21 protein-coding genes and 1 tRNA gene are annotated in these 25,089 nt (G+C 43.1%); 16 read left to right on the forward strand and 6 right to left on the reverse strand.

Annotation, left to right across the window (positions count from 1 at the left end):
- Positions 1-32: 32 nt before the first annotated feature.
- Positions 33-2,486 carry a pyruvate, water dikinase gene (gene ppsA / locus F7B60_03415; GenBank protein ID MCE4614557.1) on the forward strand — a complete coding sequence of 818 codons (2,454 nt, stop codon included), beginning with the start codon at positions 33-35 and terminating at the stop codon, positions 2,484-2,486.
- Between the two features lie 2 nt (positions 2,487-2,488).
- Here ppsA and F7B60_03420 read toward each other — a convergent pair whose 3' ends face one another.
- Complete coding sequence (locus tag F7B60_03420; protein ID MCE4614558.1) at positions 2,489-2,998, reverse strand: hypothetical protein; 510 nt, start codon at positions 2,996-2,998, stop codon at positions 2,489-2,491.
- An 82-nt stretch (positions 2,999-3,080) separates the two neighbouring features.
- Here F7B60_03420 and hisS point away from each other — a divergent pair, with 82 nt between their 5' ends.
- Entirely contained in the window at positions 3,081-4,373 is a 1,293-nt protein-coding gene (gene hisS / locus F7B60_03425) for a histidine--tRNA ligase (protein ID MCE4614559.1), read from the forward strand.
- Between the two features lie 375 nt (positions 4,374-4,748).
- Here hisS and F7B60_03430 read toward each other — a convergent pair whose 3' ends face one another.
- Positions 4,749-6,575, reverse strand: a complete 1,827-nt coding sequence (locus F7B60_03430) for an aldehyde ferredoxin oxidoreductase family protein (protein MCE4614560.1) — start codon at positions 6,573-6,575, stop codon at positions 4,749-4,751.
- A gap of 135 nt (positions 6,576-6,710) precedes the next feature.
- Here F7B60_03430 and F7B60_03435 point away from each other — a divergent pair, with 135 nt between their 5' ends.
- The 4 genes from F7B60_03435 to F7B60_03450 all read left to right on the forward strand — a co-directional run bounded on the left by F7B60_03435 (position 6,711) and on the right by F7B60_03450 (position 10,768).
- Entirely contained in the window at positions 6,711-7,367 is a 657-nt protein-coding gene (locus F7B60_03435) for an HAD-IB family phosphatase (protein ID MCE4614561.1), read from the forward strand.
- Between the two features lie 106 nt (positions 7,368-7,473).
- Entirely contained in the window at positions 7,474-8,220 is a 747-nt protein-coding gene (sufC, locus tag F7B60_03440) for a Fe-S cluster assembly ATPase SufC (GenBank protein MCE4614562.1), read from the forward strand.
- A 6-nt stretch (positions 8,221-8,226) separates the two neighbouring features.
- A complete protein-coding gene (gene sufB / locus F7B60_03445; protein MCE4614563.1) occupies positions 8,227-9,651 on the forward strand; it encodes a Fe-S cluster assembly protein SufB in 1,425 nt (474 codons plus the stop codon).
- Positions 9,620-10,768: a SufD family Fe-S cluster assembly protein gene (locus F7B60_03450; GenBank protein MCE4614564.1), complete on the forward strand. Its 1,149-nt coding sequence runs from the start codon at positions 9,620-9,622 to the stop codon at positions 10,766-10,768. The genes sufB and F7B60_03450 overlap by 32 nt, the downstream gene beginning before the upstream one ends.
- Here F7B60_03450 and F7B60_03455 read toward each other — a convergent pair.
- Positions 10,759-12,123: a hypothetical protein gene (locus tag F7B60_03455; protein MCE4614565.1), complete on the reverse strand. Its 1,365-nt coding sequence runs from the start codon at positions 12,121-12,123 to the stop codon at positions 10,759-10,761. The two genes, F7B60_03450 and F7B60_03455, sit on opposite strands and share 10 nt — an antisense overlap.
- Before the next feature lie 183 nt (positions 12,124-12,306).
- On the opposite strand from F7B60_03455, the gene F7B60_03460 reads away from it, so the two are divergent.
- The 6 genes from F7B60_03460 to F7B60_03485 all read left to right on the forward strand — a co-directional run bounded on the left by F7B60_03460 (position 12,307) and on the right by F7B60_03485 (position 19,374).
- A complete protein-coding gene (locus tag F7B60_03460) occupies positions 12,307-13,578 on the forward strand; it encodes an NADP-dependent isocitrate dehydrogenase (GenBank protein ID MCE4614566.1) in 1,272 nt (423 codons plus the stop codon).
- 197 nt (positions 13,579-13,775) lie between these two features.
- On the forward strand, positions 13,776-15,425 hold the full coding sequence (locus F7B60_03465) for an ABC transporter substrate-binding protein (GenBank protein ID MCE4614567.1): 1,650 nt from the start codon (positions 13,776-13,778) through the stop codon (positions 15,423-15,425).
- A 123-nt stretch (positions 15,426-15,548) separates the two neighbouring features.
- Positions 15,549-16,565, forward strand: a complete 1,017-nt coding sequence (locus F7B60_03470) for an ABC transporter permease (protein MCE4614568.1) — start codon at positions 15,549-15,551, stop codon at positions 16,563-16,565.
- An 11-nt stretch (positions 16,566-16,576) separates the two neighbouring features.
- On the forward strand, positions 16,577-17,422 hold the full coding sequence (locus F7B60_03475) for an ABC transporter permease (protein ID MCE4614569.1): 846 nt from the start codon (positions 16,577-16,579) through the stop codon (positions 17,420-17,422).
- A 3-nt stretch (positions 17,423-17,425) separates the two neighbouring features.
- Complete coding sequence (locus tag F7B60_03480; protein MCE4614570.1) at positions 17,426-18,397, forward strand: ABC transporter ATP-binding protein; 972 nt, start codon at positions 17,426-17,428, stop codon at positions 18,395-18,397.
- The gene (locus F7B60_03485) at positions 18,394-19,374 is read left to right on the forward strand and encodes an ABC transporter ATP-binding protein (protein MCE4614571.1); all 981 of its coding nucleotides are present in this window, start codon (positions 18,394-18,396) and stop codon (positions 19,372-19,374) included. The genes F7B60_03480 and F7B60_03485 overlap by 4 nt, the downstream gene beginning before the upstream one ends.
- Here the strand turns inward: F7B60_03485 and mtnA are convergent.
- Positions 19,371-20,462 (reverse strand): S-methyl-5-thioribose-1-phosphate isomerase, encoded by a 1,092-nt coding sequence (gene mtnA / locus F7B60_03490; GenBank protein MCE4614572.1) that lies wholly within the window; start codon positions 20,460-20,462, stop codon positions 19,371-19,373. The genes F7B60_03485 and mtnA overlap by 4 nt on opposite strands.
- A gap of 134 nt (positions 20,463-20,596) precedes the next feature.
- Between mtnA and F7B60_03495 the strand changes: the two genes are divergently transcribed.
- The gene (locus tag F7B60_03495; protein ID MCE4614573.1) at positions 20,597-21,097 is read left to right on the forward strand and encodes a hypothetical protein; all 501 of its coding nucleotides are present in this window, start codon (positions 20,597-20,599) and stop codon (positions 21,095-21,097) included.
- Positions 21,098-21,344: 247 nt separating this feature from the next.
- Here F7B60_03495 and F7B60_03500 read toward each other — a convergent pair whose 3' ends face one another.
- Positions 21,345-22,451, reverse strand: coding sequence for an aminotransferase class V-fold PLP-dependent enzyme (locus F7B60_03500; GenBank protein ID MCE4614574.1), 1,107 nt, complete (start codon positions 22,449-22,451; stop codon positions 21,345-21,347).
- Between the two features lie 111 nt (positions 22,452-22,562).
- On the opposite strand from F7B60_03500, the gene F7B60_03505 reads away from it, so the two are divergent.
- Positions 22,563-23,654 carry a DUF711 family protein gene (locus tag F7B60_03505; GenBank protein MCE4614575.1) on the forward strand — a complete coding sequence of 364 codons (1,092 nt, stop codon included), beginning with the start codon at positions 22,563-22,565 and terminating at the stop codon, positions 23,652-23,654.
- A 12-nt stretch (positions 23,655-23,666) separates the two neighbouring features.
- Here the strand turns inward: F7B60_03505 and F7B60_03510 are convergent, their stop codons facing one another.
- On the reverse strand, positions 23,667-23,933 hold the full coding sequence (locus F7B60_03510) for a hypothetical protein (GenBank protein ID MCE4614576.1): 267 nt from the start codon (positions 23,931-23,933) through the stop codon (positions 23,667-23,669).
- 104 nt (positions 23,934-24,037) lie between these two features.
- On the opposite strand from F7B60_03510, the gene F7B60_03515 reads away from it, so the two are divergent.
- Together F7B60_03515 and F7B60_03520 are read left to right on the forward strand one after the other, a co-directional pair.
- Positions 24,038-24,115: transfer RNA gene (locus tag F7B60_03515), tRNA-Pro, on the forward strand.
- A 34-nt stretch (positions 24,116-24,149) separates the two neighbouring features.
- Entirely contained in the window at positions 24,150-24,989 is an 840-nt protein-coding gene (locus F7B60_03520; GenBank protein MCE4614577.1) for an MBL fold metallo-hydrolase, read from the forward strand.
- Positions 24,990-25,089 lie beyond the last annotated feature (100 nt).

Genomic DNA, 25,089 nt, shown 5'->3' on the forward strand with positions numbered 1-25,089 from the left:
ACCGTACATTTCCTAACCTGGTGTCGTAAAACTTGGAATACGATAAACCCTTCATATTGTGGCTTGAGAACGTGGACTCCACAAAGCACGACTTAGCTGGAGGAAAGGCCGTAGGATTAGGGGAGAACATTAAAGCGGGAATACCTGTTCCACCAGGCTTCGTTGTCACCAGTGAAGCTTACAGATCCTTTATCCTTGAAACCGAGCTTACCCAGAGAATACAGTCCATCCTAAAGGAAGAGATAAAGAGTGGCCTACCAGATGAATATGAGAGAGCATCAGCTAGAATCCGTAGCCTGATTATGAGGAGCACCATTCCCCCAAGTATTGTAGCCGCGGTAAAACAGGCATACAGGAAACTAGGTAAGATTATTGGAATAGATAACCCGAGAGTAGCAGTGAGGAGTAGTGCAACAGTGGAGGATCTACCTGAAGCTAGCTTCGCTGGCCAACAAGAGACATACCTTAACGTCCAGGGAGAAGAAGAAGTCATGGAGCATGTTAAAATGGCATGGGCAAGTTTATGGACAGCACGAGTACTAAGTTATAGGGATTCCTTAAATATCGAACACGAGTCAGCCTTAATGGCTGTAGTTGTTGAAAAAATGGTAAACAGTAGAACTAGCGGAGTAATGTTTACAATACACCCTGTCTCAGGCGATCCCTCTCAAATAGTTATCGAGTCGATATGGGGGCTTGGAGAGTATATTGTAGAAGGTAAAGTAACACCAGACGAATTCGTTTTAGATAAGGATACGCTGGAAACTATAGAAGAGAGAATTAGTACAGAGAAAAGAATAGGACTCTTCTACGACCCAGATTCTAGGTCAAATGTAGAAGTAAAAATACCGTCAACACCCGAAGAACTAGAAGCATTAAAAAAACGGTATCCCAAAATAGCCAAGACAATAGAGGAGCTCGACATAAAACCTGATGAGCCTAGCCTAAAAGAAGATGAGATAAAACAACTAGGTGAACTAGGACTACGTATAGAAGAAGTGTTCGGCAGGCATATGGATGTAGAATGGGCTATTGATTTTGAGATGAAAGAGAATAACTTATTCATACTACAAGCAAGGCCGGAAACCTATTGGAGTCGAAGGAGAAAAGAACCCGTAGAAGAAGAGGAAATAGAGCCTGGAGCAGCTGAAGTCCTTGTCAGAGGGATACCTGCAAGTCCAGGTATAGCTATAGGTAAAGTGAAGGTAGCTTTTAAAGCGGATGATGCATCCAAACTAATGGAGAAGGGGGATATATTAGTAACGAGAATGACTGATCCAGACTGGGTTCCGTATATGAAGATCGCTGGAGCAATAGTGACAGATGAAGGTGGAATGACAGCGCATGCAGCAATAGTGTCGCGAGAATTAGGGATACCCGCCATTGTTGGTAGTGGGAATGCGACGGAAGCCCTTAAAACAGGGATGCTAGTTACTGTGGATGGAACGCAAGGAGTAGTCTATAAGGGCAAGGTGAAAGCTAGGAAAGAGGTAAGGCCGGGAGTAGAACATGGTGTAGAGGTAACTGGAACACTCAGCCCAGAGGTAATGAGGGAAATCTACCCTATAACGGCGACTAAAATTTACATGAACCTAGGTCAGCCCCAGGAGATTGATAGATACCTGCATCTACCATTCGATGGAATAGGGCTCATGAGGATAGAGTTCATAATATCAGACTGGATAGGTTATCATCCAATTTATCTAATAGACCAAGGGAGAGGAGTATACTTCGTAGACAAGCTGGCGGAGGGAATAGCAAAAGTGGCTAGACCCTTATACCCTAGGCCTGTGGTTGTGAGATTCAGCGACTTCAAGAGCAATGAATACAGGAAACTGAAGGGAGGAGAAAAATACGAGCCGGAAGACGAGAGGAACCCCATGCTAGGATGGAGAGGAGTATCGAGATATGCGTCAAAGGAATACGAACCAGCTTTCCGCTTGGAAGTCCGTGCAATAAAGAAAGTGAGAGATGAATGGGGGTTGAAGAATGTTTGGGTAATGTTCCCCTTCGTGAGAAACACCTGGGAGCTAAGGAAAGCATTAAAGATCATGGAGGATGAAGGGCTTGAGAGAAGGCATGACTTTAAAGTATGGATCATGAGCGAGGTACCGAGCACTGTAATTCTAGCAGAAGACTTCTCGAGAATGGTAGACGGATTCAGTGTAGGAAGCAACGATCTGACTCAGCTAATACTAGGAGTAGACAGAGATTCGGGTAGGCTGTTTAAAATGGGGTACTTCGACGAGAGAGACCCGGCTGTAATGAAGGCCATCGAGGCTTTGACCAACATTGCACATAAATACGGTAGAACTGTAAGCATCTGCGGTCAGGCGCCAAGTGTTTACCCAGAAGTAGTAGAATACCTTGTAAGAATAGGTGTAGACAGTATCAGCGTCAATCCAGATGCGGTGGTAAGAGTCAGACGCCACGTAGCAAGCTTGGAGAAGAAGATGGTGCTCGACCTCCTTAGAGGGAAAGCCTAAGATTAAACCTCCTTCAAATCAACATAATCTTCTTCTCTCACAATATATTCGCCTTTAGATAATACGCTCTTGACGACGTCTAATACTTCATTCACCGAGCCATTAACGTATAATACACCCACCTCCTTATCCCTGATAACGTCACCTAGAAATAAGTAGCACAAGGGACCTAACCTGCCTTTCCTCGAGTAAACTATTAAAAGAGCCTTCAGACTCTTCTCTTCCTTATAATCAACCACCTCATCCACAATTGGAGTTATATCCTTGGCGAGAACAACGAGGCTGTCACTGTACACAGCTATAAAAATGACTGTACCCCCCTTCTCAACTTTCAGCAAACCGGGATTACCTGCAGACGGTTCCTTAACCGCTTCCGGCGAATAATCCTTTAACAAACTGGAAAGCATCCTCAACCTCTCAGCTGCTATGCTAGGATCCAACCGCTTTACATTTAAGCTATCCTTATACTCTTCCTTCAACCCCTTCCATCCTGCCACCCTAACTTCAGCCATAATCTAAACCCATTACAAATTGAGTATGCTAGACCAAATATTATAATGCGTAACTATGAACCCTTGGTAGAGGGGAAAATAATTGTACGAAGGTGAAAGACCTAAGGGGTTTAGAGACATCCCGCCGCGACTCATGATAGTCAGGAAGAAAGTGATCTCAATAATAGAGAAAGTTTTCCAGTCATTCGGATTCGACCCTATAGAAACGCCTGCAATAGAATATTGGGAGACGCTGGCCGGTAAATACGGTGACGAAGCTGAAAACAGGCTAATATGGAGATTCCAAGACCCTCTTAGCAATAGATGGTATGCTCTAAGATACGATTTAACAGTCCCTCTGGCAAGGTACATAAAATCGCATCAGGACATCCCCATGCCATTCAAAAGGTATCACATAGCACCAGTATGGAGACATGAAGAACCTCAAAGGGGAAGGTTCAGAGAATTCTACCAGTGTGACGCAGACATAGTAGGAAGCCAATACCCTGAGGCCGATGCAGAAGTCATAGATCTAGCGATAAAAGCAATAGATTCTATAGGATTCGCTGAATACACTTTCAGGGTCAATGACAGAAGACTTCTCTCAGGCATATTCGAGGAAGATATAGGTGTAGATAACCCCCTACCGGTTTACAGGGTAATAGATAAACTGGATAAAATTGGTGAAGAAGAGGTTCGGAAAGAGCTTCATAACATTATGAGTGAATCTGTGGTCGAAAAGATTATGACAGCCATAAGCCTAAGGGGGAATCCCTCTGAAGTACTCCAAGAAATGAGGGTGAAATACGGTAGAAACGAGAGCATAGTGGAAACGCTGGATTATCTAGAAGAAATGTTTAACCTCGTCAAGGATCCGAGAGTAACTCTAGACTTAAGCTTAGTCAGGGGATTAGACTATTACACTGGACCCATCTTCGAAGTTTTCCTGGAGAAACCTAGGATAGGTGCTGTAGCAGGAGGAGGGAGATATGATAATCTTATTGGAATGTTTATGAAGAGAAGCATTCCCGCTACTGGGATAAGCCTAGGACTAGAACGGCTTATCGATGCCGTAATGGACTTGGGGTTCATAAAAGACGATAAAGAATCATATACAGAAGCCTATGTTGTATACCTGAAGCCTGAGTTAATATGGAAAGCATGGGAGATAGCAAATGAATTGAGAAATGCAGGGATACCTACAAGAGTTGACTTGATAAGGGGTTCTCCGAAAAAGCAGGCCAAAAGAGCGAACAGGCTTGGTGTTAGATATATAGTTTACATAGGAGAGAAAGAAATTAAGGAGAATACTATAACGGTATATGATACGGTTACAGGAGAACGTAGCGAGCATGCTTTAGAAGAATTTATAGGAGGGCCCGCCGGAGGCAGGTAACAATATTTTCCCTATCCTCGCGTCAAACAACGCGTATTCGTTTTTCTCCAAAGAGCCCTTACTCCCCTCCCCAGGGGGTCTGGGCCGCCCGCCCAGCAGTCGGGTTGGATAATATTACTGGAGTCCCATCATCCCTGGGCAGGCATTAAGACTTCCGGTATTCGACGTCTAGTTTCTAATACTGATACCTCCGGCGGACCCTTTATTATATTGGTATTTAACCTTTAAATTTTTTGTTCGATCCCCGGGTAATCCAGCCATATTATTCCTAGCTGTTCCACTGCTTATAGCGGCATGGCCCTTGTAAGATCACTGTCTTCTACAAGGTCGTCCAGCTAGACTCTCTTTGCTTCTTAAAAGAAGGGTTCTATAAGTTTAGTTTAACCTTGCAATTTCCTCGAGGATGGGGATCGTGAAACCTAGTCCTAGACGTTCAAGCGTCTCTTTGGTCGGGACGCCTCTGCTGTCCCAGCCTCTTATTTCATAGTAGTAGTTGAGTAGTTGGTTGTATTTCTCATAGTCCAGGTGGCTTCCAGCTAGTGGTCCCTTGGTATAGGGTTTCTTGAACCATTTGGCTGGAGGCATATCCATTTCTCTACTCCAGGTCTTGTATTCCCTTATCCATAGCGCTCTTATTAGAGCGTAAACTCTGTCAGCTATAGTGTAGAGGTCATCCCATGTATAGGTTATACCTGTTGATGCCTTTAGGAATTTAGGGTAATAGTTGATGTTTAATCCTACCTCTACCCAGGGCAGACGACAGGCTACGAAGCTCTCAAATAAGCCGCCCCTTATTCTCTGTAACTCTATAACTTTCGCTGCTTTCTCCCTGTTATAGCTCCATCTGTTTGTTTGCACTTCCCAGCTTATAGCCCAAGCGTCCTTGTGGTGTGCTCCGATGGGACTCGTACCATAGGCTAATGCCATACCTGGAGCTGCATGGCAGTCGTATGCAGAGGTTTCAAGTCCTTTCACCTGTATGGCGAATTCAATGCTATCCTTTCCGAGAATTTCAGCCGCTCTCCTTGTTCCCAATGAGAGTAACGCTCCGATGCCTTTCCTATAGATTATGTCATGTACGATCTGCTTGTACTTCTCATAGTCCCCCCATTCCAGTTTTTCATCAAGTAATCCCTTTTGACTTGCTTCTGTGGCGAATGCTAGTACACTACCTAAGCTTATGGTATCAACTCCGAGCTTGTCAGCTGTTTTATTCAGTACTGCAACCTTACTCAGATCACCTAGCCCTATGTTACTACCTAGCATTGCAACGTTTTCATAGTCCAGTTCACTCCACTCCTTCTCTTCATCCTCGACAACATTTCCACAAGGCATGTTACAGTTAGGACATCCTCTCTGGTATACTTTCAGTTTTTCCAACATGAATCCATCAATCCCTTTGTAATCATCGAATACTCCTTCAGTGAAGTTATATGTAGGAAGAACGCTTACCTCTTGAGCCCATTGGACAGTCATCATTGTACCTTGCCGCATCCAGAATTCATAGGCTTTTGCTTTCCTTATATCATTGAAAGCCTGTGCACCTAGCTTCCTAAGCTCCATAGAGTCTACTGCCGGTATTTTACCCGTACCTTTAACAACTACAGCCTTCAGCTTCTTGGATCCCATGACGGCGCCTATTCCCGGCCTTCCACCACTCCTGCCTTCCTGGCTTAGCACAGTTGCGAATCGGACAAGGTGCTCTCCTCCAGGACCAATCTGTAACACACCAACGTTCCTTCCATGCCGTTCTTTCAGCTTCTTCTCTGATTCGAATGTATCTATACCCCAGAGATTATCTGCAGGGAAAAGCTCTGCTTTACCGTCTTCCAAATATAAATACACTGGCTTCTCTGATTTGCCTTCGAATACTATGGCATCCCAGCCTGCCTTCCTGAGCTCTACGGAAGCCTGTGTTCCCACGTTTCCGTCACCATAACCCCCTGTCAACGGGCTTTTAGTAGCTATCTGAAGTTTACCACTGCTCGGTAAGGGTTGTCCAGTGAGTGGTCCCACAGCCATTATAAGGAGGTTGTAAGGTCCTAGTGGATCAGCTCCCGGGGGAAGATACTCCCATAGAATCCTGGCTGCTAGGCCTCTGCCTCCGAAATAGTTACGGGCCCAAAGACCCGGGTATTCCCATTTTTTAATCTCGCGTTTAGTTAGATTTATCCATAAGATCTTCCCATGCCATCCTGACATATGGCAATACACCTCTTTTGAAGAATGTTTTGCTCTCCTCCGTATTGAAAGGTTCCATGTAAACTACTATATATTTCATATACCCTAAACGCATTCGGTGAACGTGATTGCCGTAAGAGAGTGCGGGTGTAGCTAATGGGTAGTAAGAAGATTAAGCTTGTTTTATTTGACGTTGATGGTGTGCTTGTTGACTGTAAGAGTAGTTGGCAAGTAATACATGAGCTTTTAGGAGTTAGAGATGAAGCTGATATTGGCAGTAGGCTCTATATGGAAGGAATTATTGACTACTTAGGATGGATGCGGCATGATACAGGTTTATGGGTCAGGGGGAAGCGTGTTCATATAAGTGATCTAAGGAGGGCTTTCGAGAAAATTGAGGTTAAACATGAGGCCGTAGAGGCTTCCCGTCTTCTACATAGAATGGGTTTCATCATAGGTTTGGTAAGTGCTGGTATAGATCTTTTGGTTGGTAGAGTTGCTGAAGAAATCGGTGCTGATATCTGGGTTGCCAACAAGTTATCATACGATAAGAGGGGTTATTTAGTTGAGGGTGGTGCACCCTTGGTTCCTGCTGAACGGAAGGATGTTACTGTGAGGAGGATTATGGGCGAGCTCGACGTTAAGTCCTCTGAGACCGCTTTCATAGGGGATTCAGTATGGGATATCCCCGCATTCCTTGTAGTAGGGCTACCTATTGGTTACGGTAATGATGCCAAGATTAGATCTTATGTGAAATATGTTATCAGGGATCTTAGGGAGCTCCCCGGTATTCTAGCAAGTTATGATATGTGATTTTTATAGGATGATACTAGTCTAAAATTATGTTCTTGATAGTCTAGATGTGAGGTTTATTATCACTCAAACAGGTATAGTTTAACGGCGTTAAAGGTGGAGTATTGTGCTTGGCATTGAAAACTTAACCGTAGAAGTGGAGGGGAAAACAATACTTGAAAACCTAGACTTAAACCTAAACAAAGGAGAGTTACATGCAGTCATGGGCCCCAACGGATCGGGGAAATCCACACTAGCCTACACAATAGCGGGGAAAGAAGGATACAAAGTGAAGGATGGTAGAATACTATTAGGCGGAGAAGATATAACAGGGCTTGAACCCGAAGAAAGGGCTCTCAAGGGAATATTTCTAGGATTCCAGGAACCCCCTGCTCTGCCAGGAATTAAACTATCGGCTCTTGTAATAGCAGCATTAAACAAGAGAAGGGGGGGAAGAGATCTAACTAAACTAACCAATATGAGAGACTATAAGGCTATCCTCGAAGGCCTCGAGAAAGTGGGTCTTTCGAAATCTTATGCGCTGAGAGAGGCCAATGTAGGTTTCAGTGGGGGAGAGAAAAAGAGGGCAGAAATATTTCAGGCAACACTTCTTGATCCCAAAATCATTATTCTAGATGAGCCGGATTCAGGGTTAGACGTAGAGGGTGTAGCTACTATAGCAGAAATAATAGGAGAGCTCCGTAACCAAGGGAAAGGCCTTTTAGTTATAACCCACTATGCAAGAATATTCAAACACATCAAACCAGACAGGGTATCAATACTATATAATGGTAGAATAGTTGCAACAGGCGGAGGAGATTTAGCTCACAAAATAGATGACGAGGGGTATAAGAGCTTTGCAAATCAACGGTGATAACGATTGACGACAGATGAAACTAGAGATCTTCTATCCGCCTACTCGCCAGAAGATGTGCTTGGATACGCTAAGCCTGTTAAAACCTCTCTAGTTATAAAGGGAAAACTATCGAGAAGTACTGTGGAAGAGATTTCAAAAGCGAAAAAAGAACCCGGCTGGATGACCAGGCTGAGGCTTAAAGCACTAGAATTATTCGAGAAACTCCCCACTCCAAACTGGGTTATAGGAGTAGAAGAAATAGATATAGAGGAACTAGCTTATTATGTGAAGCCGGATATCAAGAAGCCAGCAGCATCGTATGAGGATCTTCCCCCGGAGATTAGGGATTACTATGAGAGACTGGGTATACCTGAGATGGAGGCAAAGTTCCTTTCAGGTGTGACATTCCAGTTTGAAAGCGAGACCGTTTACCATAAAGCTAGGGAGATTCTTGAGAAGAAAGGAGTCATAATGCTTCCTATGGAAGAGGCGGTTCACAAGTATCCCGAACTCGTGAAACAATATTTCAGTAAGGTCTATCCTATGGCTGATCACAAGTTTGCCGCTCTCCACTATGCTTTATGGAGCGGTGGAGCCTTCGTATACATACCGTTGGGAGTTAAGGTAAGAGAGCCTATTGAAGCGTTTTTCCTCATAGGCCAAAGCTTGGAAGGACAATTCGAGCATACCGTAATAGTCGCAGAGGAAAACAGTTTCCTACACTTTATAGAGGGATGCAGTGCTCCAATGCTGAAGCATTACAGTTTCCACGACGGTGCTGTAGAATTATACGCGCATAGAGGAAGTACAATAAAGTTTACTACAATACAGAACTGGAGTAAGAACGTAGTAAACTTCAATAATAAGAGAGGAATAACAGAAGAGAACGCGAGGATAGACTGGATAGAAGGTGGGTTAGGGAGTAAGATAACGTACACTTATCCCAGCACGGTATTAAAAGGAGCTAACAGTTCTTCTTCAAGTATAGTTATACAAATGTCCAAAGGCCCTTATGTGAAGGATAGCGGGTCTAAAATGTACCACTTGGCCTCGAATACGAGGAGTAAGATAATTAACAAGAGTATAAGCGTCGACGGAGGAGTAAACATTTACAGAGGGCTCGTAAAAATTAATAAAGGAGCGGTAAACTCTAAAAGCCACGTTGAGTGTCAGAGCCTTATACTAGATGACCACAGCTATGCCTATACATACCCTCATAACCAAGTAGAAGAACCGTCTGCTACTGTAACACACGAAGCTACAACTGGGCGAATAGGGGAGGAACAACTCTTCTACCTTAGGCAGCGTGGCCTAACCGAGGAAGAGGCAACCAGTCTCCTCGCTATAGGGTTCATAGAGGATGTAATGAAAGACATGCCCTTCGAATATGTAAATATTCTACGTAAGGTGATAGAAATTGAGTTCAGTAAAGTCGGAGGCCTCGGATAAACCTCTCGTTAACCTAAGAATAAGCGAGCTAAAATCTCTCGCTGATTCCATACAGGTGCAAAAGTACGGTGACTCTCCAACCATAAAACACTACACTAATTGGAACAAGTTGCTTAAGATAAGAGATGCAGAGAAAGCAACTAGGAGTGTTCAAGGGGTTCTCAATAGAGTTCTTAAAGCATCCATTATCCTTAAACCCGGGGATGTATCTATAGATAACGATGCTAATGCATACACTTCCCTTTTATCGAATAGCGGTGATTATGAGTGGAAAATCCCTGTCGAGAACAAGCTGCAGGCTATACACTCGTATAAATGGTATCAAGGGGCTTCCATTAGACTGAGCGATGAAAAAGAGGTTTCTATGTATCTTTCGCCAGGAGACGGTTATGTAGGATATCATGTTGAAATCAATGTTGAGGATAATTCCAATGCGAATATATTATTGGGGATAGATAACTCGGTAAAGTCGAGCCTTCATTCCTCAAGCATTCTATTAAATATAGGTTCAAACTCGCAAGTCTTCATTACCACAATAGAGAAAAGCGGAGGACCGACTTATCATTACAAGTACGTTAGAATAGGTAGAGGTAGTAAAGTCAACTCCAGAATCCTTTCAAGCGGCGGGAATATGACGAGGCTTAGGGAAGACTACTTGCTTGAAGGCTGTAAGGGTGTTGCACTAATTAGAGGATCAAGTGTTTCAAAAGTAAATGAAAGGCTTGATCTCATAATTAATACTATACACAGAGCTCCCTCTACGTTGAGTGAAGTGAAAACTAGGGGGATAGTGTCTGGAGAATCTATTGTAGCCCACAGAGGAGTAGCTAAAGTGCATAAAACAGCAGAATGGTCTAGTGTTGATGTTGAGAGCTTCCTCTACATCACGTCTAATAAAGCTAGAGCGTACAGCGTCCCAGTATTAGAGGTGGATACAGGTATTGTTGACTCCGCTAGACACTCCACAGCTGTAACGAATATTCCAAGTGATATAGAATTCTACCTCAGGCAAAGGGGGTTCTCTAGAAGCGATATTATTAGACTAATATCTCTGGGATTACTTGAAATCGTTACGGAAAAGCCGGAGTTAAGTGGATTAGAAAAAGTTTACCTGTAGAACTCCGATAAATCTATCTCTACTTTCTTGCACCAAGGCATTGTTATATAAACAGGAATCTTCCCCCCCTTCTTGTAGGGTGCTTCAACTATAGCCCATCCTCTAGATTTAATGTGGTATTTAGATCCAATAGTTATCTCTAATGCGAGAGAATTATTAATACTGACAGGCTTTACCATTTTTGATGTAACATTGAGAACTAGCCATGACGGATAATAGTTTCCCGAACTGAACTTGATCGCTGGTATAGGATATTCCTTAGTCGGACTGCAGGGGATTAGACTTTTGAATGTTACATTAGTATTAGACGGATTGTAAAGGTCACCATCCCTAATCACAAGTATGTATCCATTGTATGCGAACTCTATTTTGAGCGTCAAACCGTTATCGAGGTCTATCTTATACTGTCCTGCAACCCATTTTCCCGGAGTAGTGTCAGGCCAGGGTTTAGTGGAATACTCTTTCTTATACCCCTGTGCCTGTACACCATTAGTATTGAAGGAGTTGAACACTTCTATCGTATATGGCTCCCCTCTTATTTGACCTGCTGAAACTCCGAGAACCAGCAAACCATTGAAACTAAAAGACTTCTCAAAATATATAGGAGACTCGAGTAATTGAATAAGCACACCACGGTTATCGTATATAGACGCCCTATATACTGTACCATCATCTCCGGTAATATTAATAGTTGCCTGCTCACCGTTCGATTCTATATATGATTCAAAAACAGTTAAACCTTCCAATAGTGTAACCCACCTTTCAACGAGCACTGCCCCATCTAAATTCTCGGCATTCGACCCGCAGACACCTCTCAACTCATTGAAATTCTTCATCCAAGCACTCAACCTAATAGAGGCTCTAGGTATAACCAACATCGAGTACACAGGGTCTGTCACTGAAAGGTGAAGTTTAAACACAATAATAGAGCTTAACCCTGAGGCTACAATTCTAGACTCCTGCCTCACAATAAGAGGTTTCTGATCTATGAAGCCATATTTGTCAAAGACAACTACAATCATATCGCCTTTACTATTCTGATATGACCCTAGAATAGTATCTAGATTAAAAGCGGCTCTTCCATTATTGTGGAATATGACCTTTAGAACAAAGTCACCAAGCTCACTTACCTTTGTTAGCGAATATGCCACTGTTATTTGCGGGTAACCCGGTACTACCGATTGGTTTAGACTAGGAGGAGTCCACTTCCCGCACTCTAGGCCTGTTTGACCCGTTAAACCTCCTGTACGCCCTCTTGACCCCATAAAGAAGAACACAGCTAATTCTCCAATAATTATAGCTAGAAGGAATGCTCCAAATACCAGTACAATGAACCTTCTCTTATCTACCCGCAACAAGAACCACCATACACTCCGCTAGAGTAAGAATACCTAGTAAATAGTTTATTAACGAAACCCCCGCTTCAAATACCCTTTTTTCTATGAAAACAATCTTAGTAGATTTAAATTACTCGACATTAACCGTTCAAAGTGGAAAGCGTCCGAATGGACGCTAACAATTAGCTAGAGGTGAATATAATGTCTAAGATACCGTGTACACCGGAAGAGATTAAGTTACCTGCTGAGGGTGAACTGATAAAATTTGAAAATGGACACTACGTAGTTCCCGACAAACCAATAATAGCCTACATTGAAGGAGACGGCATAGGACCTGAAATCGTTAATCACAGCATTAATGTGATCAATGCAGCTGTAGAGAAAGCTTACGGAGGCAAAAGAAAGATTATATGGTATGAATTAGCGGCTGGTGAAAAAGCTAAACAACTCTGCGGCGAGCTACTGCCAAAGGGAACCCTTGAAGGGATTAAGGTAACGAAACTAGCTGCAAAAGGACCGCTGACCACACCAATCGGCGGAGGATACAGAAGCCTTAACGTCGCGATTAGAATGGCCCTCGATCTATATGCTAACATTAGGCCTGTAAGATTCTACGGGCAGCCTGCTCCTAGCAAGTACGCTGACAAGGTTGACTTTATCATATTCAGAGAAAACACAGAGGACCTCTATAGGGGGATAGAGTGGGAAATGGGAACCACTGAGGCACTTAAGATCATCGAGTTCGTAAAGAAAGAGTTCGGGGTAGAAATTAGGAATGACTCTGGAGTAGGTATAAAACCTATATCCGAGTTCGCGACAAAGAGGCTTATGAGAAAGGCTTTACAATGGGCTATTAAGAACAAGATCCCGACTGTAACGATCATGCACAAAGGTAACATAATGAAATATACTGAAGGCGCCTTCATGAGATGGGCCTATGAAGTCGCCGTCAACGAGTTCAGGGATCACATTGTAACAGAAGATGAATTGCGGGATAAGTATAACTGGCAAATGCCGGAAGGGAAAATCGTAGTTAACGATAGAATAGCTGACAACATGCTCCAGCAGATAATAACAAGGCCTTGGGACTATAAGATGATTGTAGCGCCAAACATTAACGGAGACTATATAAGCGATGAGGCAAACGCTTTGGTTGGAGGAATTGGAATGGCCGCCGGTCTCAACGCAGGAGACGAGCAAGCAGTAGCAGAGCCGGTTCACGGAACAGCCCCCAAATACGCTGGTAAAGACGTAGCGAACCCCACAGCGGAACTCCTATCAATGAGCCATATGATAAGCCAACTCATGGACTGGAAGGAAGTAGGGCACCTAGTAGAGGAAGCACTCAGAAAAGCCATTAAAGACAAGAAAGTCACCCAGGATCTAACGAGACATATGCCCGGCGTCACACCGTTAAAAGCGAGCGAGTATACAGACGTGTTAACCGGATATATAGAGGAAATGGAACTCTAACCTCTCCTCCTTTTTCCATTTTTAAGATAGTACTTTTAATACCCTTTTTAATACCCCATTCAATTCCCACTAATTATTTATCTACACGAAATATACGCATTTTACACTAGTGGGAAACGAAACACATATAAATACAGGAAAAACCAACATTAACCAACGCACACATAAAAATAAACCCTTAAGAGGGTGATTTAATCGTGAGAAGAAAGGAAAGAGCAATGTCAACTACGGCTATAGCGGCCATTATAGTCATACTCATAATAATTGGTGTAGTTGCTGCTTACTTCGCGACTAAAAGCGGAGGACCAGCCACTACAACCCAGACAAGCACAACTTCACCTATTGGAACGCAGACAACGACGTCAACTGCTCAAGCAAAGTTTAAGGACACACTGGTTATAGGCGTCACGGATAAAGTTACTGATCTTGATCCATCAAACGCTTACGACTTCTACACATGGGAAGTACTCTACAACGTTATGAGTGGACTAGTTAAATACAAGCCTGGAACTTCTCAAATAATCCCAGACCTCGCGACAAACTGGACTGTATCACAAGGTGGTAAAGTATGGACATTCAACCTAAGACACGACGCTAAATTCGCCGATGGAACACCATGCACTGCCCAGGATGTTGTGAGAAGCATTAAGAGGGTAATGACTATACAGGGCGATCCTTCATGGCTTGTAACGTCCTTCGTTCAGGACGTTAAAGCCCTAAACGATTATACAGTGCAGTTTACATTGAAGAAGCCCGTTAGCTACTTCCTCGCACTCCTAGCAACACCGCCATACTACCCTGTAAGCCCGCAATACCCGAATGATAAGATAGTCAGCGACGCTACATGGGGTGGCTGTGGACCGTATATGATTCAGAGTTGGGAGAGGGACGTACAACTAGTCCTTAAAGCGAATCCATACTATTATGGGCCCAAGCCTAAGACTGAGACTATTGTCATAAAGTTCTATAGTGATGCAAACAGCCTCGAACTAGCTCTAAGAAACCATGAGATAGATATAGCTTGGAGAACGTTAAACCCTGAACAAATACAGAACTTTAAGAAAGACCAGAACTTTAAGGTTATAGAAGTTCCTGGAAGCTTCATTAGATATGTTGTGGTTAACACTAAGATGAACCCGACGGATAATGTGCTTGTAAGGGAGGCACTAGCCGCAGCGATAAATAGAACAGATATAGCAAATACAGTATTTCTAGGAATGGTAGATCCTCTCTACAGCATGGTGCCTATGGGATTATGGAGTCACATTGATATCTTCAAAGACAAGTATGGAGACAACAATATACAACTAGCCAAACAATTACTTACGAAGGCAGGATATAGTGAACAGAACAAGCTTGATATAACCCTCTGGTACACGCCGACACATTATGGCGACACTGAAGCAGACCTAGCACAGGTTCTGGCAAGCCAGTGGGAAGCAACTGGTATGATAAAGGTGAACATAAAGAGTGCAGAGTGGAGCCAGTATGTCAGCCAGCTCAGAAACGGCACTCAAATGGTTAGCCTCCTAGGATGGTACCCGGACTACATAGATCCAGACGACTATTTGACACCCTTCCTACATACAGTAGATAACAAGTGGACTGGAACAGGATATAGTAATCCTCAAGTCGACAAACTCCTTGACCAAGCTTCAGTTCTAACAGATCTGAACCAGAGAACACAGTTATACGATCAAGTGCAACAAATACTAGCTAATGATGCACCCTTCATCCCACTGATTCAAGGAAAACTGTTTATGGTAACAACTCCTAACGTTGGTGGCATAACTCTAGGACCTACTATGCTACTCCCATACTATCTATTATACGCTACAGCCGGCTAACCTCATATGTAACCCGCTTTTTTACCAGTTAAACCTTACTTTGTTTTTCAGAGGAAACCGTTTCTTTTAATAACTCCAGATCGACTTGTGGTTAATTAGTTAAAGGGCTTACGGTGGGATCTCATGGCAAGAGGTATTGGGCAATACATTCTAGTTAGATCACTAATGATTATACCAACAGTCCTTATACTGTACACCATAGTATTCTTCATCCTCAGAGTACTACCAGGAGACCCCATCACTGCAATACTTGGAACGAAGAACATTCCACCTGAACAGCTTGCCGCCCTACGGAAACAGCTTGGTTTAGATCAAAGCTATGTTGCACAGTACTTCAACTACTTGTATAATGTAGTCTTCCACTTAAACTTCGGTACTAGTATGGCTATAAGAGGGAGGCCTATATGGGAGGATATAAAAACAAGGTTCCCTAGAACATTAGAATTAACCCTATACGGCTTCACCATAAGCGTTATCCTAGGTGTTCTTACAGGACTCGTCGCGGCTAAGAAGGGAGGTAAAATAGACCTTTCCATGAGGCTCTACAGTATAATAGCTTACACCCTATTCATACCATGGTTCGGACTTATGCTACAGTTAGTATTCGGTATATGGCTTGGTTGGCTACCTACTAGCGGTATACTAGATGCTGGAGTGCATATAAAGCACATTACCGGCATGAACACTGTAGACGCGTTACTAACAGGTAATTGGGTAGGATTCGTAAGCGCTATACGTCACATAATACTGCCTAGCTTAACCTTAGGCATTGTTTTAAGCGGTGCATATACCCGTCTTGTCAGAGCCAATGTTGCTGAAGCTCTTTCCATGGATTACATAAGAGCCTATAGAGTACACGGTATACCTGAGTATAAAGTAACGTACTACGCGTTGAAAAATGCGTTTGTTCCCATAGTTACATTGATGGGCCTCCAGTTCGCCATACTTCTAGGCGGTGCTGTTCTAACAGAGACAACATTCAGTTGGCCTGGAATGGGTAGGTATTTAGTTGAAGCTATTGAGAACAGGGATTACACTGCTATACAAGGGACGGTTATATTCTTCGCCTTCCTAGTGGGATTGATAAGCTTGATCGTGGACGTGGTGTACGCGCTGATAGATCCTAGGATAAAGTATTAGAGGTGATATTAGTGTTCTACGAATACCTCTTGAGACCATTCCGCAAGGCTCCAGCCAGAGCGTTGTTACTCACAGGGCTAGTGATAGTCACTATAGTAATTATTATGGCGATATTCGCTCCGTGGATAGCTCCGTACAATCCTGTTCAGAGGACCCCGGAAAGATTTTCTCCCCCCAGCTGGAAACATCTCATGGGAACCAATAAGCTGGGATACGATGTGTTTTCTAGAATAGTATACGGCTCCCGCGTAATTCTGGAGGTGGTTTTCATCGCAGCAATAATCTCGAGTTCGATTGGTATTCCAGTAGGACTAGTATCCGGTTATTATGGCGGAAAAGCTGATAGAGCACTATCAATGATAATGGACTCTATCTACGCGTTTCCCAGCCTGATACTAGCTATAACAGTGGCAGCCATACTAGGACCAAGCCCTATGAATACCGCTCTATCAATTTCAGTAGTGTACATCCCAACGTACTTCAGAATGGTTAGAGGTAAGGTGATAGCACTAAAAGGAACTCCTCTTATAGAAGCCCTCCAGAGTCTTGGCTTGAAAACGAAAAACATATTACTGAAGCATGTCACGCCGAATATTGCACCCACAATACTCGTGGTATTCAGCTTAAGCGTTGCTGATGCGATTCTTACTGAGGCAGGACTGAGCTTTCTAGGGCTTTCAGTCGTACCACCCACCCCTGACTGGGGTTACGATCTAAGAGTAGGTAAATCATTCCTCACCGGAGGCTATTGGTGGCTCGTATTCTTCCCAGGCTTGATGATAATCTTGCTAGCTATAGGCTTCGCATTGATCGGCGAAGCACTCTCAGAGAGATTTAACATTTCTAGGGAGGTGTAAGGAATGGATACTATTCTAAGCGTCAAAGACCTTTCAGTATACTATTACACATTATCGGGAGTAGTGAGAGCTGTAGACAATGTTAGCTTTGAGCTTGGAAAAGGGGAATGGATGAGTCTAGTAGGAGAATCCGGTTCGGGTAAAAGTACACTAGGGTTCGCCTTACTGAGACTGGTTCCTCCGCCAGGAAGAATAGTATCAGGCAAAATAATACTTGGAGGAACAGGGGTTACTAATCTTCCAGAAGGAGATATGAGGAAGATTCGTGGAAGTAAAATTAGCATGGTTCTCCAAGATCCCCTGACCAGTCTTGATCCTCTAAGGAAGATCGGCGAACAATTGGAGGAGATTTTAGAGGTACACGACATAAAAGATGACGCTGAGAAGGAGCATAGGATCAAGGAGGCCATGAGAAACGTTGGACTCCCCTATGATTATATTGAATATTACCCCCATCAACTCAGCGGCGGTCAAAGGCAGAGAATAGCAATTGCTTCCAGTATAATACTTAATCCCAGCATACTGGTTGCAGATGAACCTACGACAGCTCTCGACGTTATCGTCCAGAGCAAGATAATGGATTTACTCGATGACCTTAGGAGAAACCTTGGCATATCAATTATCCTCATTACACATGACCTGGCTTTGGCTTTAGAGCGTAGTGACAAAATAGCAGTAATGTATGCGGGTGAAATAGTTGAGGAAGCCTCTGGCAAAAGTATTGCCAGTGATCCCTTACATCCGTATACGAAGGGGTTAATTAACAGTATTCCCCGGCTTTATGGACCAAAGAATATCGAGGAGATCCCTGGTTTTCCTCCTGATCTGAGAGATCCTCCTCCTGGATGCAGGTTTCATCCAAGATGTAAGTATGCGATGGATGTTTGTAAGGAGAAGTCTCCGGATTATAGGATGATTGACGGTAGAAAGGTTCGTTGCTGGCTATATTCTAAGAGGGAGGATGGGGAGAATTGAGCCTGCTTGAAGTTAATGATCTAAAGAAATACTTCCCCGTAGAAGGAGGCGTCTTTGATAGAGTACTTGGAAGAGTGAGAGGTTATGTTAAAGCAGTGGATGGAATATCCTTCACCGTTGAAAGAGGAGAGACCTTGGGACTTATAGGCGAAAGCGGCTGCGGAAAGACTACTACCGGGAAAGTTGTTCTACGTCTTCTAGAGCCTACTGCTGGTAAGATAGTTTTTGACGATATGGATATCACTAGATTGAAGGGTGAGGGACTCAGGAGGCTCAGGCGGAGAATGCAAATGATATTCCAAGATCCGTTTGCCAACCTGGATCCGAGAATGCCTGTGGGAGATCAGATTGCTGAACCGCTTATAGAACATGGACTGACGAGTGAAGAGGAGGCTAAGGAGTTCGCGTATAAGATGCTTAGCAGGGTTGGTTTGACCCCGGTGGAAGATTTCTATGAACGTCTTCCTCTTAACTTAAGCGGTGGTCAGAGGCAGAGGGTTGTCATCGCAAGGGCAATGTCGTTAAAACCTGATTTCGTAGTAGCAGATGAAGCCGTTAGTATGATAGATGTATCGATGAGGGCAAGCATAGTGAAACTCCTATTGGAATTCAAAAGAGAACTAAACCAAGCAATGATATTTATAACACATGACATTAGCATAGGCAGGCTAGTTGCCGATAGAATAGCAGTAATGTATCTCGGGAAAATAGTGGAAATAGGTAGAACAGAGGACATCATTAATAATCCAGCCCACCCGTATACTCAAGCATTACTTGCAGCTGTCCCAACAATAGAGGATAAGAAGTTAAAGGTTAACATTAAGATAAAAGGAGAAGTAGCTGACCCGAAGAACGTTCCGCCAGGATGCAGGTTCCACCCGAGATGCCCTTTAGCCTCAGATATATGCATGAAAGAAGAGCCGAGGATGATTGAGATCGGAAAAGATCACTTCGTAGCTTGTCATCATCATATTTAAGGTTCTTTTACTCTCTTCAAATTCTCTGGGTACGGCGGATAAACTACTCCTTTTTCAGTTATGAAAGCTGTTACCAGGTCGGGAGGGGTAATATCAAATGCAAAATTATAGACCGGAACATCCTCCACTGTTATAAAGAGTTTACCCATAACTTTCCTAATTTCAACAGGGTTCCTTTCCTCTATTACAATACTCTCAGGATCCATTGTTGCCTGAATAGTGCTCGTAGGGAGAGCTACATAGAAAGGTTTCCCCGCTCTCTTTGCAGATAGGGCTACCATATAGGTACCTATCTTGTTGGCAGTATGCCCTGTATATATAACTCTATCAGCCCCGACTATTACTACATCAGCCAAGCCTTTCGAGAGAACTAGCCCAGCTGTGTTATCGGTGATTAATCTAACGGGTATTCCTTCCTTCCACAGTTCCCAGACCGTCAGTCTGGCTCCTTGCAGTAATGGTCTTGTTTCATCTGCTATCACACTAATCTTCTTACCGTCATACCATGCATATCTAATTACACCAAGGGCTGTCCCGAAACCGCTTGTTGCAACAGCACCTGCATTACAGTGAGTTAGGACAGTCATGCCTTCTTCTAGGAGTTTTGATCCATGCCTCCCCATCTCGATGTTAGAGGTTATATCTTCAACCATAAGGTTGATAGCTTCGTTTTCAACTGCAAATCTTATCTCATCGATATCGCCTTCTTCCGAGGCTTTCCTTGCAGCATTCCATATCTTGTCAAGTGCATAGAACAAGTTGTAGGCAGTAGGCCTTGTGTTTCTAAGTACGTTATATACTTCCCTAAACTTCGAAATGAAATCATCTATGCCTGTAGTTTTTAACCGATACGCTGCTGCGGCCATTCCGAATCCTGCCGTAACGCCTATAGCTGGTGCTCCTCTGACTTCCATGTCTTTGATTGCTATAGCTATTCTCCGATAATCCCCTGACTTATTGTAAACCTCTTCGTGTGGTAGAAGCCTCGTATCAAGCCATTCCAATTCCTTCTTATCCGAATGCCATATTAATGGCTTTATTTTTAGGAGCTCACCGTATTTATTGAATAAGTCATCTAGTGCCGACATTTTTTCCACCTTTAATCTAGGTATTGTATTTTTTATATTTGGTTTAATGGATATTATAACTGTGAATCTCATATCCTATGTAGTTAACAGTTCATAACAAGAAATGTCTAGAACCACAAGGGGGGGGTTAATTAATGGAAAACCATGTGGAAACCGTTCAGATCAAAGCTGAAATAGAATCAGATAAACTAAAGGTTATTGAATGCTTATCTGAAAGGCTATGTAGCAAACTAGAAGAGTACGGGAAAATTCAGGATAATGGTCTAGACGTATATGAGGCAGGATTCCTTGCCTATAAAGGCCTATTAGAGGTTAACGGTAAAACGGGAGAGGATGCTTTTGAAAAGATTCTTCCTCTAATCGATGACTTCCTCGTATTCCAGGTTTACCTAGACCTTAGAAAGAGAGGCAAGAGAGTCATAAGAGGTCCCATCAGGAGATCCCTTCTATTAATTGAAGGATCCCGTATCTATGAGATCCATGTACTAGGGGAAGGAGAGTTTACTACGCCGAAGGATATTGTAAAATTAGCTGAATATAGTAGCGTTAATGCAAGACATCCTGTTGTCGCAATAGTGGACTCCACTGGTATAATAACCTATTATACGATGAGAAAGAGTGATTCGATAAGATAGGTGTAAAATAAACTTCGGGTGGTAGAAGCAAGATTAGAGTTGACTCCGGAGAGAATAGGAGAATATAGGTATGGGCCAAGTAGACTTCCATTGCTCGCGATAGTTGATGCCCACAAGGGTGATACTATAATTGCCTAGGGATTAGAGAAGTTAATTCGATTCAGCATCGTTAAAGGTGTTCTAGAAGGAGAAGGTTTTTTATATTGAGGTTTTAGAAGTGGCTCTCCTTTCTATTTTGTGAAAGCGGTTAAAGTGTAGTAGACGCCGCTTCTCCTAGCAGATTCACAACTCCGTTAACACCGTACTCTCTCAGGAGCCAAGGGGTAATGGCTAACCGTAAACCTTTACTTTGCAGGCACTTGTATATATTGTAACCTGATTTACGCAGATTCCTGAATACCTTATTGATTTCACTGTGCAATAAACATACTATAGGTGTCTCTACATTATGGGGAACTGAATAATCATATTCAGATAATTGTTCAACTATGCTCTTAGAGGCGTCCATCAATTTAGAAGCTAGTGACTCGATCCCGCCCTTATCCTCAATTCTTGCAAGACTTAAAGCTCCAGCGATAATGGTCCAGCCTGGTCTGGTTCCCAGTAACCCGAACTGCCTACCACTTGGAATATATTCAGCTTCAAAGAAAAGATTCTCTAATAAGTCTGGGGTTGAAACGAATAAAAACCCTGAGGGTGAGGGTGCCTCTGGAATCTTATGTAAATCTACAGTGTATGTCCTAACACAGTCATCTAATACTCTTGGAATCTTATGAGGAGTAAGACGTTTTTGTATTACGCCGGCAAAGGCACCGTCAACGTGGACTTTGGCGCCTAACCTACACGCAGTACTTGCAGCTTCTAACACGGGATCTATAAATCCTGTTTCAGTAGTGCCTATGGTTAACACGAGTAGGGATTTATCGTCCAAAGCATCCTCGAGTAAGTCGATCCTAGGAATATATCCTTTCTCTACAGTCAACCTAACGGGTTTCATTCCAAGGATCTCGGCAGTTTTCCAAATACTATAGTGTGCTGTTTCAAATGCAACAATCTTGCTAGCTCCCTTGATCTTAGCGAGGAAAGCTGCGAGAAAGTTACCTTCGGTCCCACCACTAGTTGCCATTCCAGGATATTTACTGGAAAACATCCATTCTGAGAGTTTCTTAGATATGTATTCTATGGCCTTTCCGGTTGCTGGAAAGTCATTCAAGTCCCCTAGATTTTCATCGATAAACCCTATAGAGTCTCTGATTATCTGGGGGTCCGGATGGGGTATCATTCCTCCCAGAACCGTTGGACCATTGAGTTTCTCTTCTAATAGTGTTTCCAGTAGTTTCTTGTATTCTCCCAAACCCGGATCCCCCTATATATCGCACACCTGGATATAATCGGGGTGTATATAGTGTTATTAATAATAATGACCCATTCTAGTAAGAACCAGGTGAACATTAGTTTGGTTTATATGATCAGGACTATAACTGTTCATGTGTCCCAGAAAATTCTAGATAATACTGGTAAACTGAAGGATACTGTGGAGAGTATTGCTTTGAAATTAATGGAGGCGGCTGATAGAGTTCTTAGCGAGACCGGTTTGAAGACTGGAATGGTTAGAGTCACGCTTCCGGATCCGCCTCAAGATCGGGCTCTCGAAATTGCTAAACATGCCAACGTAGAAGAGGGGGATAATAGTTTCCTCGTGTCCATGGGTAATGTGCCTGTTTATCATCCCCTCCTAGAAGACATAGTGTTCGAAGCTGTTTCCAAAGGTTTGTTTATATCAATATTGAACCGGCCGCCGTTAGAGGATTCTGTTATAAAATTCTCTAAACTGATCCATAAACTCTCACATACCGATATAAACCTCCCTACTCGGGTGGGCTTCAACGTGTATGGGAGACCGGTTTATACGCCTTATTATCCATTAAGCAGCAGTCCTGGTGATAGAGACTTATTCTCTATAGCTCTAACGTATCCCAACTATCTAAGAGGAGTGATTGAAAGGAGGAATACGAAAGAAGCCGAAAAGGAGTTGTCTAATATAGTTGCTAGAGTGGAAAATGCTGCTAGAATCGTTAGAGAAGTAACAGGAATAGAGTATTTAGGAGTAGACCTCAGTCTTTCCCCTTGGATGGATGAAAGTGTCGCCAGGCTAGTTGAAGCAATTTCAGGTAGAAAAATCCCTGAAGCAGGAAGTGCTTATGGAGTATTCGTGCTAAATACACTGCTCTCCAACACAGCTGATAAGATTTTGTCTACAGGTTTTAATGAAGTTCAATTGCCTTTAGCAGAGGATAATATATTGAAGGAGAGGGGGCGGGAAGGATTACTTACAGCGTCAAGTATGGCCCGCTTGACAGGTGTCTGTTTAGCTGGTCTTGATTTGGTAGTTGTTCCTTCAGATATTGAGAAAGTCAGGGATTTGACTCTTGAAGTATTCAGTTATTCTCTGACGAAAAACCGTCCCCTAGGTGTTAGGATAGTTCCCGTGGAGCAAGAGCCTGGGAGTATTGTCAGGTTTGAAAAGTTCGGTGAAACTCCTGTTATACCTTTCTAAATATAGATAGAGCTAATGAGCTCTCCGGGAAACCTCTTCACTTACTTTCTTCATCGTCTTTATAGTCTTCCACAGTGTTGGCTGTACCCATAATATCCATGCAGGTACATTTCTAATGAACTCGTATCCCTCCCTCCAGTCCGATAATCCTAGCTCTTTTGCTAGATCTTCAAGGCTCATTTCCCTATGGACATATTCTCTTAGTACATTAAGCACCTCCTCGTCTATGACTATCTCTTTCTCTCCTACTTTGACAGCGTATACCTTTTCTTCACTCACCTTGTCACACCGGTGAAGGATAGAGTATGATAGAGAATATAAATACCACTCTCGGAGCGAGTAAAAGAAATAAATCGCCCTATCCAAAGTGTTGGTATGGGTAAGGGGCCGTCGTCTAGCATGGCCAGGATGCGAGGCTTGGGCCCTCGTGGTCCGGGGTTCAAATCCCCGCGGCCCCACCAGTAACTCTCATAAATATATTCTGGGTGGTATTCAGTGGCTAAGGTCAGAATCTCAATACTGGTGGATAACTCTATTCCATTACCAACGAAGATGCTAGGTGAATACGGGTTTTCCGCATTAGTAGAAGATCTTGAGCATGATAAAAGAATACTGTTTGACACAGGTAGCACTGGGAAGCCTTTGCTCTATAATTTAGGTGTTATTGGAGTAGACCCGGATGATATAGACTACGTAGTACTGAGTCACCGTCATTATGACCATACAGGTGGATTAAAAGAGCTTCTCCAGAAAAGATCATCGAGTATAACTATAATATCACATCCAGATCTATTCGTCCCAGCATATACTAATATCTTGGATGGAGTTCTAAGGGATATAGGCATACCATTTACGAGAGATCAGTTGGAGTCGTTAGGAGCTAAGTTTCTCTTCTCCCGGGAGTCTGTACAGATAACACCAAATGTTAAAACAATGGGTGAAATACCTAGGGATGCCGGCCCCAGTCATACTAGTGGTATGGCTAGGGTTATAGATGGTAATGTAGTTGAGGACAGCTTACCTGATGATACTGGTGTGGGGATAATTACTGGAAAAGGCGTTGTCGTCATGACGGGATGCGGGCACTCTGGTGTCGAAAATATTATGAGCCATGCTGATAAGCTGTTCGGGAATGTCTACGGCTTAGTTGGCGGTCTTCACTTGTTGGGCGCTAGCGAGTCGAGGCTAAGGGAGGTTTCATCGTATCTAGCTGGTAGAAATCTTGGTCTCCTAGTCGCTGGGCATTGCACGGGACCCTTAGCTCAATGGCTGCTCCTTAATGCTGCACCGAATGCATATAGGATTGGCGGAGTTGGTTTTTCAATTGAAATCTAATTATTTATTTTTTTAACTTTCTTTATTTGTATATAAAATAATATCATAAAATTTTTAACACTTCAACTTCATTAACATAATCAAATATAGGAACACTGTA

It is taken from the genome of Candidatus Tiamatella incendiivivens (assembly GCA_015522635.1).
Lineage (GTDB): Archaea > Thermoproteota > Thermoprotei_A > Sulfolobales > Acidilobaceae > Tiamatella > Tiamatella incendiivivens.

Excerpts from the sequence above, each read along its gene's own strand:
- F7B60_03420 (MCE4614558.1), bottom strand. The coding sequence starts at position 2,998 with ATGGCTGAAGTTAGGGTGGCAGGATGGAAGGGGTTGAAGGAAGAGTAT.
- F7B60_03430 (MCE4614560.1), bottom strand. The coding sequence starts at position 6,575 with ATGTCAGGATGGCATGGGAAGATCTTATGGATAAATCTAACTAAACGC.
- F7B60_03435 (MCE4614561.1), top strand. The coding sequence starts at position 6,711 with ATGGGTAGTAAGAAGATTAAGCTTGTTTTATTTGACGTTGATGGTGTG.
- F7B60_03460 (MCE4614566.1), top strand. The coding sequence starts at position 12,307 with ATGTCTAAGATACCGTGTACACCGGAAGAGATTAAGTTACCTGCTGAG.
- F7B60_03470 (MCE4614568.1), top strand. The coding sequence starts at position 15,549 with ATGGCAAGAGGTATTGGGCAATACATTCTAGTTAGATCACTAATGATT.
- F7B60_03480 (MCE4614570.1), top strand. The coding sequence starts at position 17,426 with ATGGATACTATTCTAAGCGTCAAAGACCTTTCAGTATACTATTACACA.
- mtnA (MCE4614572.1), bottom strand. The coding sequence starts at position 20,462 with ATGTCGGCACTAGATGACTTATTCAATAAATACGGTGAGCTCCTAAAA.
- F7B60_03495 (MCE4614573.1), top strand. The coding sequence starts at position 20,597 with ATGGAAAACCATGTGGAAACCGTTCAGATCAAAGCTGAAATAGAATCA.
- F7B60_03505 (MCE4614575.1), top strand. The coding sequence starts at position 22,563 with ATGATCAGGACTATAACTGTTCATGTGTCCCAGAAAATTCTAGATAAT.